Genomic DNA, 16,037 nt, shown 5'->3' with positions numbered 1-16,037 from the left:
CTTCGGTTCTTTTTTGCTTCTTTCGGAATGACCAAAACAGTTAATTTTTATGAGGCAGGACGCTCGTATATCTGTCATAATCCCTACATTCAATGAAGAAAAGGTAATTAAGGGTTGTATTGAATCAGCAAGACTATTGAACCCATTTGAAATTATTGTAGTTGATGGAGGAAGCACTGACAGGACTAAAGAAATTGCTCGCGAGAATGGAGCAATTGTTATTCAAACAAGAAAAGGAAGAGGTAATCAAATGAATAAAGGCGCCTCCTTAGCAGAAGGAGAAATTCTTTTCTTCCTACATGCAGATACCATCATTTCAAATGAAACAATTTCTTCATGGCACCCTGAAATATTTACAGGTTCTCAGGGTATGCTGAAAAAGGTTCAGCATGACACTTTTAATATACAGCATCACATTTTGAATATTTCTGATAAATATGTCGGTGGTTTTTTTAAACTCAAATTCGATGACAACTCTCTCTCAACAAAGCTTGTAGAATTTTTTGCAAATTTAAGGGCAAGATTACTATCTTTACCTTACGGTGATCAGGCAATCTTTATTAAAAGAGATGCATTTGTAAAAATTGGAGGCTTCAGGGAATATCCATTTCTTGAGGATATTGATTTAGTAATTCGTCTCAGAAAGTTTGGAAAGCTAAAATATATTCCTCACAGTGTTATAGCATCTTCAAGACGTATAAAAAAGGAGTTTCCTTTTTCTCCAATTCTTGTAAGTTTGAGAAATGTCCTTATAGCTTTACTTTTCATTTTAGGAGTTGAACCTTCAAAGCTTGTTAAACTTTATAAGTGAAAGATTATGAGGTGAATATGGTAAAAAATATTATTGACAAATCATTATCCGGAGAAATACTTAATGCAGAAGATATTGCTCTTTTATTTCAAGTCCCTTTATTTACCTATCAATCAGCTTTAATCCAGTCTGCAGCACGGCAGATATGTGAGAAGGCATCTAATGGTCTTGCTGAGGTTCACGCACAGATTGGTCTTGATATCGCTCCTTGTCCGCGAAATTGCCGTTTTTGTTCTTTCGCTTCCTGTAATGGGGTTTTCTCAGAAAATATCGAACTGGCGATAGAGGAAGTAGTCAATCGTGCACGTGAATTTGAGTCAGATGGAGCCAATGCAATATACCTTATGACCACTTCAAGATACCCTTTTGAAAAGTTCATTGAGGTAGCACAGGAAGTTAAAAGATCGTTGAAAGAAGATACTATACTTGTGGCTAATATAGATGATTTCTCTGAAAAACAGGCATTGAAGTTAAAGGATGCGGGTTTTTCAGGAGTATACCATGCTGTAAGGATGGGAGAGGGTAGGGATACAAATATTCCAACCGAAAAAAGACTAAGAACGATTAGAAATGCAAAGGAGGTTGGTTTACTTGTTGGAACCTGTGTAGAACCAATAGGTCCTGAACATAGCATTGAGGAATTAGTAGAAAAAACCCTTATTACCAGAGATATCCAGCCCGTCTTTAGCGGAGCTATGAGGAGAATTCCAATACCTAAAACTGATCTATCAAAACACGGAATCGTGAGTGAGGCAAAAATGGCACATATCGTAGCAGTTGTGAGATTAGCAACTGGGTATAACATCGCAGGAAATTGTACTCACGAGCCAAATGTTATAAGTGTAGCTGCAGGTTCTAACCTGATATGGGCAGAGACAGGATCGAATCCCCGTGACACAGTAAAAGAAACAGAAGGTAAGAGGGGATTGAGTGTTCAACAGTGTAGGCAGATATTTAAAGAGGCTGAATGGAATGTGCTATCAGGTCCTTCAAAATTCTTTAACCCTGATAGCACTAACACATTCTTCGAAAAATCGGACCTTGCTTATGGAACTTCCATCAAGAATTAATGAATTTTTAAAAAGCTGTGAGAATTGCGGAAGGTGTAAAAGAGTATGCCCATTTCTTTATACTTATGGCACACCTGACAAGATAATCTCAGAAACTCCAGAAAAGGTTTTTTTTTGTTCGAATTGCAAGGCATGTGATACAGTCTGCAAAGAGAGATTAAACCCTTCAGAAGCATTATTTGAAATGAAAACCATGTTATTAAGGAGTGGTAATTATCCTCCAGAGATAAAAAATGCTTTGAATTCAGCAAGTGCTTATGCTATGAGAGGACATAATTTTCCATTTGTATATTATTCTTCTTCTACTGATACAGTCTTCTGGCCGGGTTGCGGTTTAGCAGGAACAAATCCTGAGATAGTCAAGAAAACTATCAGGCTACTTAGCAAAAGTCTAAATAAAAGGGTTGGATTGGTTCTTGATTGCTGTTTTGATCCCTTATATCAGCTTGGAGATATTGATTCAGTAAAGGAGGCTGCAGAAAGAATACAAGAAAGATTGAAGAATAATAAGATAACTAATGTAATAACAGGTTGCACAAATTGCAGAAAATCACTTTCTATCCATCTTCCAGATATTGAAGTTGAACATATATTTGAGGTTTTAGATAAAAGTTTTGAACTCCGAACTCCGAACTCCAATTTCCAAAAATTTTTTCTCCATCATCCATGTCCATCTTTTAGCTCAGAGAATATAAGACAAAATGCAAAAACAATAATGCAATTAACTGATAGTGAGAATTCAAGACCTACATGCTGTGGTCATGGAGGAGGGGTCAGTTCATTATCGCCAGAACTATCAAAGAAATTTACCGATAAAGTTATTAACGCATCAAAGGATAATCCTATCGTTACCTATTGTATGGGCTGTAAAGGAAAGTTTCTTGAAAATGGAAAGAAGGCATATCATCTACTTGAACTTATGACCGGGGTTAAACTGATTGAAAAACCTGTTACCTCTGGTAAAAAATGGGTTAATAGATTTATATTCGCATCTACTCAAAGGTTTAATCTTAAAAAATTACTTTTCGGGATAAACGTAATCTTTTTAATAATTCTTACTACATATCTAAGAAATAAAGGTTATATATCAACAGAGGGAATTTTAAATTTTATAAAACAATATAAGGTTTTAGCACCGCTTCTTTTTATCCTTATTTATGCCATTGGACCAAGCCTCTTTATTCCAAGCCTCCCTCTCACACTTGGTGCGGGTTTCCTCTGGGGACCATTCTGGGGTGTTATTTTTTCTATAACTGGTGCTACTACAGGTGCCTCTGTTGCATTTTTAATCTCTCGTTATCTTATAGGTGACACTATTAAAAAACGCTTTGGCTATGACAGATCAAAATGGCTAAAGGAAAAGGTTGAAAAACATGGCTGGAAGGCTGTAGCATTTGCAAGATTATTACCAGTTCTACCATTCCCGGTCTTAAATTACATGTTCGGGGTAACTCCTATATCATTCTTACATTATCTATGGGCAACATTTGTTTTTATGCTGCCTGCTTGTATTGCATATGTAGCATTTGGAAGTTCAATGGGTGAATTGATTTTAAAAGGCAATGTAAAAGGTTTAATTATCGGTATTATCATTGCTTCTGTAGCATTCCTATTACCCTTTGCTTTAAAACCACTTGTTAAAAAGGTATCATCACATAAAGATAATTAAAAAATGAAGAGCAGATCAGCACTCGGAATATTTTTCCGAGCACCTCAATCTGGTAAGGTTAAGAAAAGAATTGCTAATAAAATAGGAAAAGATGAAGCATTGAAAGCATATATATCTATGCTTGATGCAACTGTTGCAAACGTCCTGAGAATTCAGGGCATAGATATCTATGGTTTTTATGAAGGAGAAATAACATCTCCAAATTACCAGATCCCATTTTTAGGAAAAAAGAATATATCTTTTCATCCACAGAAAGGTCATAACCTTGGCGAAAAGATGTGTAATGCTTTTCAATGGCTTTTTGACAATGGATATCTGAAGGTTTCACTCATCGGGACTGATTCTCCAGATCTACCAATTTCTTTCATAGAAATGGCATTTCAAAAGCTTGACATTTATGAACTTGTTATCGGTCCATCAGAAGACGGTGGTTATTATCTTATCGGTATGAAGAAACCTCTTGAGGATGTTTTTAAAAATATTGAATGGGGGAGAGATATGGTTCTAAAAGACACCATTTCTAATGCCATGAATGCAGGAATAAATTATTTTCTTCTTCCTGAATGGTATGACATAGATGACCTTGATACCCTGAATCGATGGAGATTGAGCAAAACAAGCAAAAATGGTCAGACTAAAGCTCTTTATTCAAAAGATAACCATTGATAATATCATCAGCTTTTTTAAAAGCGAATTTTGGTGAACCTATAATAATTGGTTCGAAGACCTTAATATTGTTTGATTGTAATTTAACATGTAAGACCTTTACCTTCTAAAAAGGGAATGTCCAATTTCCATATTCAGTTCCTGCATAGGCTATAGTTGGAACAATTGACCTAATCGGACGCGTTTCACATGCACGTATCGTTGCTGCAATACTATCCCTGCCCACGATCTCTGCAATAGCAGTATTCTCAGTATTTCTTATTTCCTGTATTGTTGAATTGGAGAGCATCCATTCTGGAAAATCTGTGACGTGGTCAGGCTTGTTGGCTAAAATCTCAAGTAAACGCCCGCTTATATTCATCTATTCATAATAATGTTAAAGGTTTATAATCTCCGGGATAATAAGGCTGATCAAAAGGTGTATCCATAAGTCCGTGCATCTTAGCCTTATCAAGAAAATTAAGTATCAGATACATTAATTCTTTTCCTCTTACAACCCCTAACCCACCTCTCGGACAGGTTATTTCATTGAATTCTTGCACTTTGTCCCTTCGCACATATTTACCTGTTATAGTGAGAGGCACTGTCTCGCCAGTGTGGATCATTGTGCCTGAACTTGCTGTGGAATGGTCTGCTGTAATAACCAACAAGAATTCTTTGTCTGTTATGATTTCATTGACTGCAACAGACATAGCACGGTCTATTGCCTCTATTACCTCCTTTTTATACCAAGGATTTTTTGTATGACCTGCCTCATCAGGCATCTTCGTATGAACATGAATAAAATCATAATCAACTGCTTCCTTTGCTAAGCGAATACGGTATTTTAAATCTCCCTCTATATCTCCTGTATCTTTAACCCTTACTACATCCATCCCCAATTCAGTACAGAGCCCCCAGTAAATTGAGCCAGAGGAAATTGACAATCCACGAAGCCCCCATTTTTCTCTGAAGGGTGTTAACTTTTTCTTTCTGCCAGGCCTCTGTGTTACGAGAGCATTCACAGGCGGTAAATTTGATGCAATTCGTGATTTATTTATATGATGGCTGGAAAGTTTCTGATGGCACCATATGAGGTATTGATTCAAAGCTGAAGCAGTTTTTTTTGATGAGCTGTCTTTTTTCTTCTGATTAAAAGGCAGAATTTCCATGATAGCCTTCCCTTCATAGATGGGGTCTGAATCAGTTATGTATTCGTTTACATCGCCATTAAGAATAATAAATCCATCTATTCCCTGAGAAGGTATGAGGTTAATCTTTACTGTATTCAATTCAAAAATTTTTATTTCATTCATAAGGATTTGAGCTTCCTCTTTAGAAATTTCTGGCCTGCCCAATGTCAAAATAAGATGGTTGTTTCTATGGTCTGCACAGCATATATGACAGAGGATTGCAATCTCGTTATCTTTAACATTTATTCCTTTTCCCCTTGCTTCAATATATCCCCTGCCAGGGAAATCTTCTAAAGTGTAACCAAAGATCAGGAAATGTGCTTCCTCACTTGACATGGGAATACCCTGATAAGTGCTGTGATATAAACCATTCATACCTATTGATGAGAGGTAATCCAGATTAGGTGTGTATGCTGCTTGGAGTGGGGTCTTCCAATCAAAACACTCTTGTCCTCTGTCACCAATACCGTCCAGAATTATTAAGATACAACGCATATTATTGTATAACATTTTGGATATATTAATTCTACTGATAAGTAGTTACTATATATATAAAATCAATCATCTTTACAATCTATCTCTTCTTTATAACCTACTGTTTAACTAAAGACTTGCTGATTATATGATCTTTTATAATATTCATAGAGCATATAAATCTCTGGGATTAAAAAGCCCTACTCAGTATTTAATCGAAAATGGAGAAATGTCGCAAATGTCTTTAACTTATACATAGTATTGACTTATTAGTGTTAATTTTTTAAATTAAGCTATTGATTAAATAAAATTTATAGAATTAGCATTATTTTTGCATAAATAATTAAAATAAAATGGAAAGACATAATATCTTGTTAATATTTCTGATTAATATTTTTATTAACCTTATGCTTTTAAATTATTCAATTGCTTCAGTTTCTGGGGATTGTGAAAACTGTCATGTCTTATTTCCTGGTGTACCAAAAGAGGATTTACCATATACTTTATGTATAGTTTGTCATTCAAATTCTAACGCTGAAACCATTAAAATACTTGGAAATAGTAAAGTCCCAATAGTCAATAACACTGTAAAACCAGATTATCCCCTTGCAGGAGGAAATTTCTACTATGTTACAAAAAAATATGGTGATAGAAAGGGACATAATGTCGATGGAATTGCTTTAACAGACTCAAAATTTATGAATACCCCTCCAGGCTATAAAAGAGGATATGATCCTTCTATAGTTGGATACAATAATAAAAATACATTGAAATGTTCAGGTTCTAACGGCTGTCATGGAAACAGAAACATTGAAGATCCATTCCGTGCAATCTTAGGAACGCATCACGCTCCTGATAAACCTCTTGATGGAACTACAACAGCTAAAAGCTATCGATATTTAAAAAATACAGATAAGGTAAATGGAGTGATTGGTTTTGAAGATGAAGAATGGAATAAGAATTGCACTTCAAAGAAGCATAATGAATATGCAGTTTCAATAGATATATTGTGTGCAAGCTGTCATGGTTCTTTTCATTTGAAAGATACAGACTCAAAAAAGAGTCCTTGGTTCAGACATCCAACTGGTATTTTATTACCTGATCATGGAGAGTATGTAAATTATAATCCTGAAAATCCACCGCTATTAGAGAGACCAAATTTAAGAATTTACAACACTGATGCTCCGGTTGGAAGAACAAATCCTGTTCAGATATCAAGTGATGAGGTGAAATTAGGGGAAGATGTTGTGCTATGTCTTTCGTGTCATGTAGCCCATTCAAGTCCATATGATTCTATATTGCGGTGGGATTATGACGCTATATTTACAGGAGAAGAAGGGAAGGGAGGCTGTTTGATTTGTCATACAGAGAAATAAAAAAGTCATTTGGCACTAAAAGACAGTCACCAGTCACTGGACAACAATCAGCAGTCAATGACCATTGACTGTAAGTCGATAGAGATGAGAAAAGTAATAATCATAAATATTTTTATCTTGTTGTTTAATGTTCTGGTCTCTGGTATTTCTGAAGCCCGTGTAAAAGGTAAATGCAAGGATTGTCACACAATGCATTATAGCTATGAGGGAAAAGAAGTAACGTTTGGTAGTCGTGAAGGACCATTCCCTGTTCTAACAAAAGGTGGTTGTATTGGTTGTCATGGACAAGAACCTGAAGGCCAATTGAATATTATTACAAAGGGCAAGACAAGAATACCTCAAATAATACATAAAATGGATAAAGCAGATCTTGCAGGAGGCAATTACTATTATGTTGCAGATGGTTTTAATCCTGATTATTCAAAAGGACACAATGTTCGTGCGATATCCATAAAAGAAAATACTCCGATGAATATGCCTCCTGGCTTCAAAGAAAATGTAACTATCCCAGGAGGACTTGGTCCTACATATTGGTTAGAAGATAAGCAACTTACGTGTTCTGGAACATGGGGGTGTCATGGAAATAGAACATTTGAAGACCCTTATATCTCGATTTATGGAGCACATCACGAAGACGATTCAGTAATTGATGGATCAACAACAGGAAAGAGCTATCGGTTTCTTTATGGTATAAATGGGAAAGAGCATAAAAATTGGGAATATATGGCTACAGTTGATGATCATAATGGTTATAGCGGAGATATTAGCCATGATACTATGAATACAATCAGTTATCTTTGTGGTGAGTGCCATGTAAAATTTCATCCTCATCCAAAACTTGGGGGAGAAACAGAAGTTGGACAAGCTTATAATTCCATCTGGTATAAACATCCTACTGATATTGCATTTGGGGCTATTCATGGAAATTATGCCTATTCTGAATATCAAGATTACACTGTTTACAGTCTTGAAGTGCCTGTTGCTTATGAAAACCCTACAGGTAAAGAGCAAAAAGTTGATGAAAACAGCATAGTTATGTGCCTCTCATGTCACCGTGCACACGCAAGCCCTTTCCCTGATATTCTCAGATGGGATTATACAAAGATTACGATACAAAATGATTTATCAGGACAGGGATGTCTTAAATGTCATACAAGAAAAGGTCATTAAAGCTATCCCAATAAATCATAGAGTCTCAAAGTGAGAATATTTATGCACATTTGAGACATCATACCTCATAATATAACTCATCATTTACTTGCCTTTTTCAACCCAGATCCATCGATAAGTGTCTCAGAAGTTTGTTAACCAGATTAAATAAATTTTCACGTAATATCTTCATGATTTTAATCCCATTTTTAGGGTTAATTTATAAGTATTATAATTAGCATAAGATTAAAAAATATTGACAAAATATTCCTAAAAAGGTTAATAATATAAGCAAATGATATATTTCATAAACTATATTTCAACTAAATTCCAAACAAACAGATGGCATAAATATTGCTGTCAATAAAGAAGATTACTAACTTTTTGTTGTAAGAGAAGCATATGAAGAAGATTGAGAGATGGTAACAGGATTTAATCAAAAAATAATTATTATTTGATTAGTTATGAGAGATACGTAATGAGTTTTAAGAAGATTTATTTAAAGAAAGGAGGTGAATAAGGATGAAAAAGATGACAGTAATAGGAATTTTAGCTGCATTTTGCGTATTTTTGACCTGTGGTGTAGCTGGTGCAGTAGCACAAGGTGCATGTTCAAACTGTCATACCATGCACAATATGCAAAATGGTCAGGTTGTAGCTGCTGGTGGTCCTTACGGAGTTCTACTAAAAGGAAGCTGTTACGGATGTCATTCACAGGGTCTAACAACAGGACAAAATATAGTAAATAATACTCCTCAGGTTGCTCATACTAATGCAACAGATCTTGCAGGCGGAAACTTTGCATATATTATCGGTAGTAAAAATGTTGATCTTAATGACTCTGTAGCCGTTGCAAATCCAGATACAGTTGGACACAATGTATCAGAACTTGGCAATCCAGAAGGATACGATGCAATGTTCCCTCCCCCAGGTGATGAATATGCGCAGGCAATTACCGCAGCGAATTTTACCTGTGGTGGATTATATGGCTGTCATGGTGATCGCACCGCTGCTGACAGTTATGCAGCTGTAAAAGGATCACACCATGTAAACGATACTGTTTTAAAATTCGGAGCATCTCTTGATGAAACAGCACAGGGTGGTACAACAGCACTCAGTTACAGGTTTCTAAAAGGAGTTAAAGGCGCAGAAGCTTCAAACTGGCAGAATACAGACTCGAACAACCACAATGAGTATAAAGGTGCTACCGATGGGGTAGAGGCTGGAAGTGCAACAACTCCTGGCGGTGGAACTATTAGTGGGCTTTGCGCAGAATGTCATGGCAACTTCCATGGACCACGGGCTGTTGGAAGCGATATTACCAATACCGCGACTGGTTCTCCATGGCTCAGGCACCCCACAGACATAATTCTGCCTAATAGTTCTGAATACCAATACTATAATGGTGGAGTTGGTGGTGGTGCTGCATCCACGTATAGTGTTAATGCACCAGTTGCAAGAGCTGATACTATCAATAGTGCAAATTATCCATTACCAAAAAATACAGCAACTCCTGGTACCAATGACGCTATCGTAATGTGTCTCTCCTGCCATATGGTTCATGGATCTGCTAATGCCGATATTCTAAGATGGAATTATGAGGATATTAGTGCAGGCACTGGCGCGGATGCGACACGTTGCTTTATATGCCATACGACGAAAGATACCGGAAGTTAAACTTTTAAAGTTATAGTGTGTTTAGGGGAGGGCAATAGATATTCTATACCCTCCCTTTTAATTGAATTTAATTAGGTTTTAAAAGTTTTAATATGAAAATTTGTGAAAAAATTATTAATTGCTTCTGCAAAATTATCATATTATCACTTACAATTTTTTTTCATTCAGATATCTCTGCACAACAGGATTTTCCTGTAAAGTATCTGGACAGTATAACAGAAGATGAAAATAACGATAGATTGTTATTTCCTTCTTTAGTTTTTATAGAACCTATAAGAGATGAAATATATGTAATAAGTCAAAATAAAATTATTTTATATACATCTGATTTTTTTCCTGTATTTACTCTTACTAAAAAGGATGGTATCGAAAATCCATATGGTTTAACAGTTGATGACAGAGGTAATCTTTACATTGCACAAGGAGACACCCAGCATTATCCAAAGCACAGGATATCTGTTTTTAATGCCCGACTTAAATGGGAGCGCGATATATATTTAGAGAATTTTGATGGATCTGATTTGTTTATTCCTAATAATCTTGCAATTGATTCAAACGGGAATATATATGTAACAGGGTCTTACTTTCCAGGAGTTATAGTGATTAATAATCAAGGTAAGATTTTAGATATTATGATCGTTGAAGAAGAGGGTGAAAAAGTAAAATTAGATTATGCAACAATCGATAAAACTGGAAATATATATCTTGTAAGTGAAGAAAAAGGACATATTTATGTTTATGATAAAAACAGAAAGTTCCTGTATAGATTTGGCGATAAGGGAGGATGTGCTGGGAAATTAAGTCGTCCGCAGGCAGTTTCAGTAGATGAGCGAACTGGAATGAAATATGTCGTAGATTATATGCGACATACTGTTCTTGCATATGACGCAAATGGCAAATACTTATTCGAATTTGGTGGACTTGGGTGGGGTGAAGGCTGGTTTCAGTATCCGACAAATATTGCTGTTGATAATAAAGGCAGAATTTTTGTAGCTGATACATACAATGACAGGATACAAGTTTTTAAACCTGAAGGGTAAATTGAGATTTCCAAAAGAGCCATAAAAATCTTTGTTCTCATTTTTAAATAATTTCATTCTCATTTTTTTTATATTTTGATTAAATAATAATATCAAGAAATATGTTTATGAGTTACAGTTAAAAATTAAATTAAAGTATTACTAATTCATTAAAACAAATTGATATTATTCTAAAATTTTAAATAATTAATAAGAAATCATTTTTAAAAATTGTATTTTTTTCTAAATAATGACTGGAAAATAATTTAGCTAATGATTAAAATAGTTTGCTGGCATTGAAATTGTTTTAGCAATATTTTTAGTGTAATGCGGTGGATAACATTGAAAAAATGGTTTGATGTAGTGATATGACAAAATATAGAAAATATATTTTCAAATATAGCAATAACATGGCTAAATGTCTGTCTAAATTGTCATTGCGAACATCTGCTTTCTGCACGTTCTTCATGCTTTGCACTTCGCTTTTAATATGTGGTTGTGCAACACTTCAACAGGATATTGATGTTACGAAAGAAGCTGATGGTCAAGTAACAGTCTATTTGAAAACACCTTCACGAACCTCAACGAACATTACTTTTATTATTACAAAAATAAAAGCTATCACAGAAGATAATATTTCGAGGGAGATGATAGACACCACCGTTACTTTTAATTCACATGATATTAGCGGCAAGCAAATACGTCTCTGTGAGAAGATGATTCCTGAAGGCAGATTTAAGAAACTAAGTTTTACAGTTAAAGAGGCGTTTTTAAAAAGAGATAAACAAAAAGCTCATTTGGCTCTTCCATCTGAGAACATCGACGTAGATATCAATTTCGAAATACAGAAAAACCAGAATACTTCACTTTTTATAACATGGAATCCAGATTTATCAATTAAAGACGGATATCTTTTCAATCCTTTTTTTACTATCGAAAAGCAGATTCCAGAATTGAGCTCAATGTTGATATATGTGACCAATGAACATTCAGATAATGTTTCGGTCATAAACAGGCAATCAGGTGATGTAGTAGCAACTGTAAAGGTTGGTAAAAATCCAAGGGGTATTGCATCAAGCCAGAGTAAAGAACGTCCGAGAATATATGTCGCTAATTCAGGGTCAAACAGTGTATCAGTTATTGATCCGACTACACATAAGGTTGAAATAGAAATACCAGTGAGATTCGGAAGAGAACCAGAGGGGATTGCGGTTGCAAAAATTTTGCATGATAGAGAGATTGTATTTGTTGCGAACTATCGTTCTCAAAACATATCGCTTATTGATGCATCAACATATCAGGAGATAGATAAAATAGAAGTTGGAGATGGACCTATAGCCATAGCAGTAGACCCACCTGTTACAAGTTTATCAGGTTCAAGATATTTAAATTTTAATTCGATTAATCTTATGCATAAATACAGGGAAAAATACTTCAACGTGTATGTTGCAAACAGGAATTCAAAGAATGTTTCTGTAATCAAGATGGACTTAAATACAGGAAGACCATATGAGATTATAGATATTAATGTCCAGTGGAATCCCATATCACTTGCTGTTGATTATCAGAAAGCAAAGGTTTATGTAGCTAATAACGCTTACGATAATCTGACAATTATAGACATTCTTCAACTAATTAAAGGTAATAAAACTTCTACTGTCTATGACCTTACTGGTGTAGGTACATCTTTAGTGGGAATCATAGCTGATCCAGAATTTGATAGATTGTATCTCTTAAGAGAATATCCAGGTGAAATTCTTGTTATAAGGCCATACTCAGAAACCTTTGGCGTAGGGATAGCCCTATCACCTGTTATTAACACTATAGCTGTAGGCATCTCACCGAGAACATTCATAATGGATCCAGAAGGTAGAAATATTTATGTCGTAAACAGGGGTTCTGATAATGTCTCTGTTATAAACAAAACAACAATGAAAGAGGAAAGGATAATTCCTGTTGGTAAAAAACCTTATGGAGTAACAATGTTCCCTTAAATGAAATGTCAATAGTCACCGGTCGATGAATATTAATGACTGATGACTGATAACTGATGACTGATGAAAAATTGACTAATGAAGTATACGATATGGAAATTTATATTTATAACAGTAGTAACCTTTTTATTTTATTCAAATGCATTTGCTGAAGGGATGGGTGCATTACTAAATATGAATTATATTGATACAAGTCAATATGAAGAGGGAGAAAGAATTCAAAACTCTGATAGTTTTTCACAAAATTGTTATTTTAATCTGGATAAATCAATTACTGCAATTATTTCCTATCATTTATATCTCAGGACGACTTTGATTAATTCTCATGTAACCGCTGAAAATGATATACAGACAACAAAATATCAGCGTGCAATAGAACCTGCTTTTGATATTAATTTCAGGCATCCTGTATATGGTCTTGATGCAGGAATACGGCGACTTGAACAGTGGTCAACTGCAAATTTACATAATGACAGCAGAAAAACTACAGAGTTCTATTATTCAAGGTTAAACATTATCCCATATAAATTACCTTCCTTATCTTTACAATATGATAAACAAAAAGATTACGATTATCTTTCTCCAAAACAAACAGACACAACAAATGATAAATATACAGGAAGCTCATGGTATGACCTTCAGTATAGAGGGTTAAAAGCAGCATATAACATTACATACATTTATAACGAAAATAGAACACCTGTAAGTATGATTTCTAAGACGGTGACTGGAAATTTTAACGCTTTATACAATCTAAGTTATACAAAATCATTGTTAAAGGATTTTATAAACATAGCAGCAGGATATCAAGGTAATTATTCTCGTACTAAAATCGAACAATATGCAACACAAACAGGTGAAGTATCCTTTGAAAGGACACCTTCTTCAGGATTATATGGGATTGGAACTGAACTGAAGCCAGATGTAGAGATATTGGGATTAGTTTTATCGCTGAGTGATAATATCTATACTGCACCTGTTACCACTGCTATCGGCAATATCAATATAGGACAGAATGGTAGTAAATTTAATAATATCGGGATTCAATTATTTTCTTCAGATATAGCTGTTGATACTCTAATTATCTATGTAAATAAAGACATAACACCAGATACAAATCTCATAAATCCTGTTAACTGGCGAATTTATAGAAGTGATTTTAATCAGCCTGGTACATGGATAGAGATATCATTAGAGAATATAACAACATCTCTTTATGATCCTCTGAATAATATATACAGGTATGAACTGCATTTCTTAGAACCACAAACAAGTCTGTTTTATAAAGCTGTCAATATCGAAAATTCAACAACCAATGATGTTTTTGTAACAGAGATTGAGGCATTTGGAACAGATATAATACCAGCTTCGGGTAAGCTTACCGATGTTTCAACATTCTTTACACATGGTATTAATTTCAATACAAATCTAAAGCCTTTTAAGCGTTTAACCTTTACACTTAATTATTTTTTAAACAGAACTGATCAGGAACCAAAATCATTTATTGATTCTGTCGGAGATGCTTTCAAAAGCATATTCACTAAATCCTTTAATGGAAATAATACTGAGCTGAAAAGTAATGTAACGAGAACGTATGGGGCAAGTGCAGCCTGGCTTATACACAGAAAACTTGACACAACAGTCAGGTACCAGAGAAATGAGTCATTTGATAATAAATTTGAGACAGATCTAAAGACTGATACATATTCACTTACTTTAAATTCAACCCCACTACCAACACTCAATGCAAATTTTTCGATTATAAGGACATATCATTATAGTTTCCAGGAAAAACAATCGACAGGCGACATTTACCTGTTAGCTATGGGTTTACGTTTTCACAGAGATGTAAATATGATAACTGATATCGGATATACAAAGACGACTACATATGAAGATATGCCTGGTGATATTACATCAAAATACATAAGAGCAATTCTTGATGCACGCTTAACAGATAAATGGTCCGGGAATATGTCATATGGGTATTCGCAGACATCAGGAAAGGAAGCAAATAGATTACATGACGGTTCTTTAATCTTGACTTACAGGCCAGGAAGATTTATTAGCCTCTCAACTAACTTGAAGATATTAAATTCTGATGGAGATACAACAATTTCAGGCGGCTTCTTGTATGACTGGCTTCTGTTACCAGCAATAAGATTAAATGCACAATATCAATATATGAAAACAGAACCACAATTGACAACGTCTCACATATTGAGTGGATATGTGCTCTGGTACATAACAAAATTCCTGGATTTGCAACTAAATTTTAATTACAAACGTGATGAAGATGAAATACAAACAGAGACATTTACTTTTGGAGGAAATCTAACGTGCAGATTCTGGTAAGAAGAGCGAAGAGTAAAACACTAATAGCTATGTGTTTTTTGCTGATTTTTATAAGTGGTTGTGGGACAGAGAAGTATTATCTAAGAACAGAAGCTGATATTAAAAATATCAAAAAGATAGTTGTTTTACCATTTGAAAACTTTACATCTGATGAGCATGCAGGAGAAAAAGTTAGAAGGATTGTTATAACAGAACTAATTTCACAAGAAATGGATGTAGTGGAGCCTGGTGAAATAAGTAAACTTTTTCGTGAATTAAAAATTAAATACATTAGTTCAATACAGGGTTCGCAGTTGCAAGAGATTGGAAAGACGCTCGGGGCTGATGCTGTAATTATTGGTGTCGTCGAGAATTTCGGAATAAGCGATGGAATTTCAGTTAAATATCCCGAGGTAACTATAATTCTTAGAATGATTGAAACTTCAACGGGTTCTGTAATCTGGTCAATAAGACAAACATCAGGGGGTCCTGATTTCTGGACAAGGCATTTCGGATCTGAGGGCCCTTCTCTGAGTGAAACTGCAAAAAAGGTTGTGAAAGAGGCAATTGGAACATTATTTTAAAAAAGTCACTGGTTATTGAAATGACTAATGACAAATGACTGA

The 16,037-nt window shown here is 34.8% G+C and carries 13 protein-coding genes; 11 read left to right on the top strand and 2 right to left on the bottom strand.

Annotated features, from left to right (window positions below):
• Positions 1 to 49: 49 nt before the first annotated feature.
• The 4 genes from HXY53_01420 to HXY53_01405 are packed head-to-tail and all read left to right on the top strand — an operon-like array spanning position 50 to position 4,216.
• A complete protein-coding gene (locus HXY53_01420; GenBank protein ID NWF75231.1) occupies positions 50 to 811 on the top strand; it encodes a TIGR04283 family arsenosugar biosynthesis glycosyltransferase in 762 nt (253 codons plus the stop codon).
• Between the two features lie 17 nt (positions 812 to 828).
• The gene (locus tag HXY53_01415) at positions 829 to 1,881 is read left to right on the top strand and encodes a radical SAM protein (GenBank protein ID NWF75230.1); all 1,053 of its coding nucleotides are present in this window, start codon (positions 829 to 831) and stop codon (positions 1,879 to 1,881) included.
• Complete coding sequence (locus HXY53_01410; protein NWF75229.1) at positions 1,859 to 3,550, top strand: VTT domain-containing protein; 1,692 nt, start codon at positions 1,859 to 1,861, stop codon at positions 3,548 to 3,550. Before HXY53_01415 ends, HXY53_01410 begins: the two co-directional genes overlap by 23 nt.
• A gap of 3 nt (positions 3,551 to 3,553) precedes the next feature.
• Positions 3,554 to 4,216 (top strand): TIGR04282 family arsenosugar biosynthesis glycosyltransferase, encoded by a 663-nt coding sequence (locus HXY53_01405; GenBank protein ID NWF75228.1) that lies wholly within the window; start codon positions 3,554 to 3,556, stop codon positions 4,214 to 4,216.
• A 106-nt stretch (positions 4,217 to 4,322) separates the two neighbouring features.
• Here the strand turns inward: HXY53_01405 and HXY53_01400 are convergent, their stop codons facing one another.
• Entirely contained in the window at positions 4,323 to 4,577 is a 255-nt protein-coding gene (locus tag HXY53_01400) for a hypothetical protein (protein NWF75227.1), read from the bottom strand.
• Between the two features lie 4 nt (positions 4,578 to 4,581).
• Positions 4,582 to 5,883 (bottom strand): 2,3-bisphosphoglycerate-independent phosphoglycerate mutase, encoded by a 1,302-nt coding sequence (apgM, locus tag HXY53_01395; protein NWF75226.1) that lies wholly within the window; start codon positions 5,881 to 5,883, stop codon positions 4,582 to 4,584.
• A 332-nt stretch (positions 5,884 to 6,215) separates the two neighbouring features.
• Here apgM and HXY53_01390 point away from each other — a divergent pair, with 332 nt between their 5' ends.
• The 7 genes from HXY53_01390 to HXY53_01360 all read left to right on the top strand — a co-directional run bounded on the left by HXY53_01390 (position 6,216) and on the right by HXY53_01360 (position 15,995).
• Entirely contained in the window at positions 6,216 to 7,238 is a 1,023-nt protein-coding gene (locus HXY53_01390) for a hypothetical protein (GenBank protein ID NWF75225.1), read from the top strand.
• Between the two features lie 9 nt (positions 7,239 to 7,247).
• Positions 7,248 to 8,408: a hypothetical protein gene (locus tag HXY53_01385; GenBank protein NWF75224.1), complete on the top strand. Its 1,161-nt coding sequence runs from the start codon at positions 7,248 to 7,250 to the stop codon at positions 8,406 to 8,408.
• Positions 8,409 to 8,909: 501 nt separating this feature from the next.
• On the top strand, positions 8,910 to 10,064 hold the full coding sequence (locus HXY53_01380; protein ID NWF75223.1) for a hypothetical protein: 1,155 nt from the start codon (positions 8,910 to 8,912) through the stop codon (positions 10,062 to 10,064).
• A gap of 92 nt (positions 10,065 to 10,156) precedes the next feature.
• Positions 10,157 to 11,104 carry an SBBP repeat-containing protein gene (locus HXY53_01375; GenBank protein NWF75222.1) on the top strand — a complete coding sequence of 316 codons (948 nt, stop codon included), beginning with the start codon at positions 10,157 to 10,159 and terminating at the stop codon, positions 11,102 to 11,104.
• Positions 11,105 to 11,451: 347 nt separating this feature from the next.
• Positions 11,452 to 13,077 carry a YncE family protein gene (locus HXY53_01370; GenBank protein ID NWF75221.1) on the top strand — a complete coding sequence of 542 codons (1,626 nt, stop codon included), beginning with the start codon at positions 11,452 to 11,454 and terminating at the stop codon, positions 13,075 to 13,077.
• A 78-nt stretch (positions 13,078 to 13,155) separates the two neighbouring features.
• The gene (locus HXY53_01365) at positions 13,156 to 15,432 is read left to right on the top strand and encodes a hypothetical protein (GenBank protein NWF75220.1); all 2,277 of its coding nucleotides are present in this window, start codon (positions 13,156 to 13,158) and stop codon (positions 15,430 to 15,432) included.
• Positions 15,417 to 15,995, top strand: coding sequence for a DUF799 family lipoprotein (locus HXY53_01360; GenBank protein NWF75219.1), 579 nt, complete (start codon positions 15,417 to 15,419; stop codon positions 15,993 to 15,995). The genes HXY53_01365 and HXY53_01360 overlap by 16 nt, the downstream gene beginning before the upstream one ends.
• Positions 15,996 to 16,037 lie beyond the last annotated feature (42 nt).

The organism is Nitrospirota bacterium (assembly GCA_013388455.1).
Lineage (GTDB): Bacteria > Nitrospirota > Thermodesulfovibrionia > Thermodesulfovibrionales > SM23-35 > JACAFF01.
This window is presented reverse-complemented; position numbering and strand designations above follow the sequence as displayed.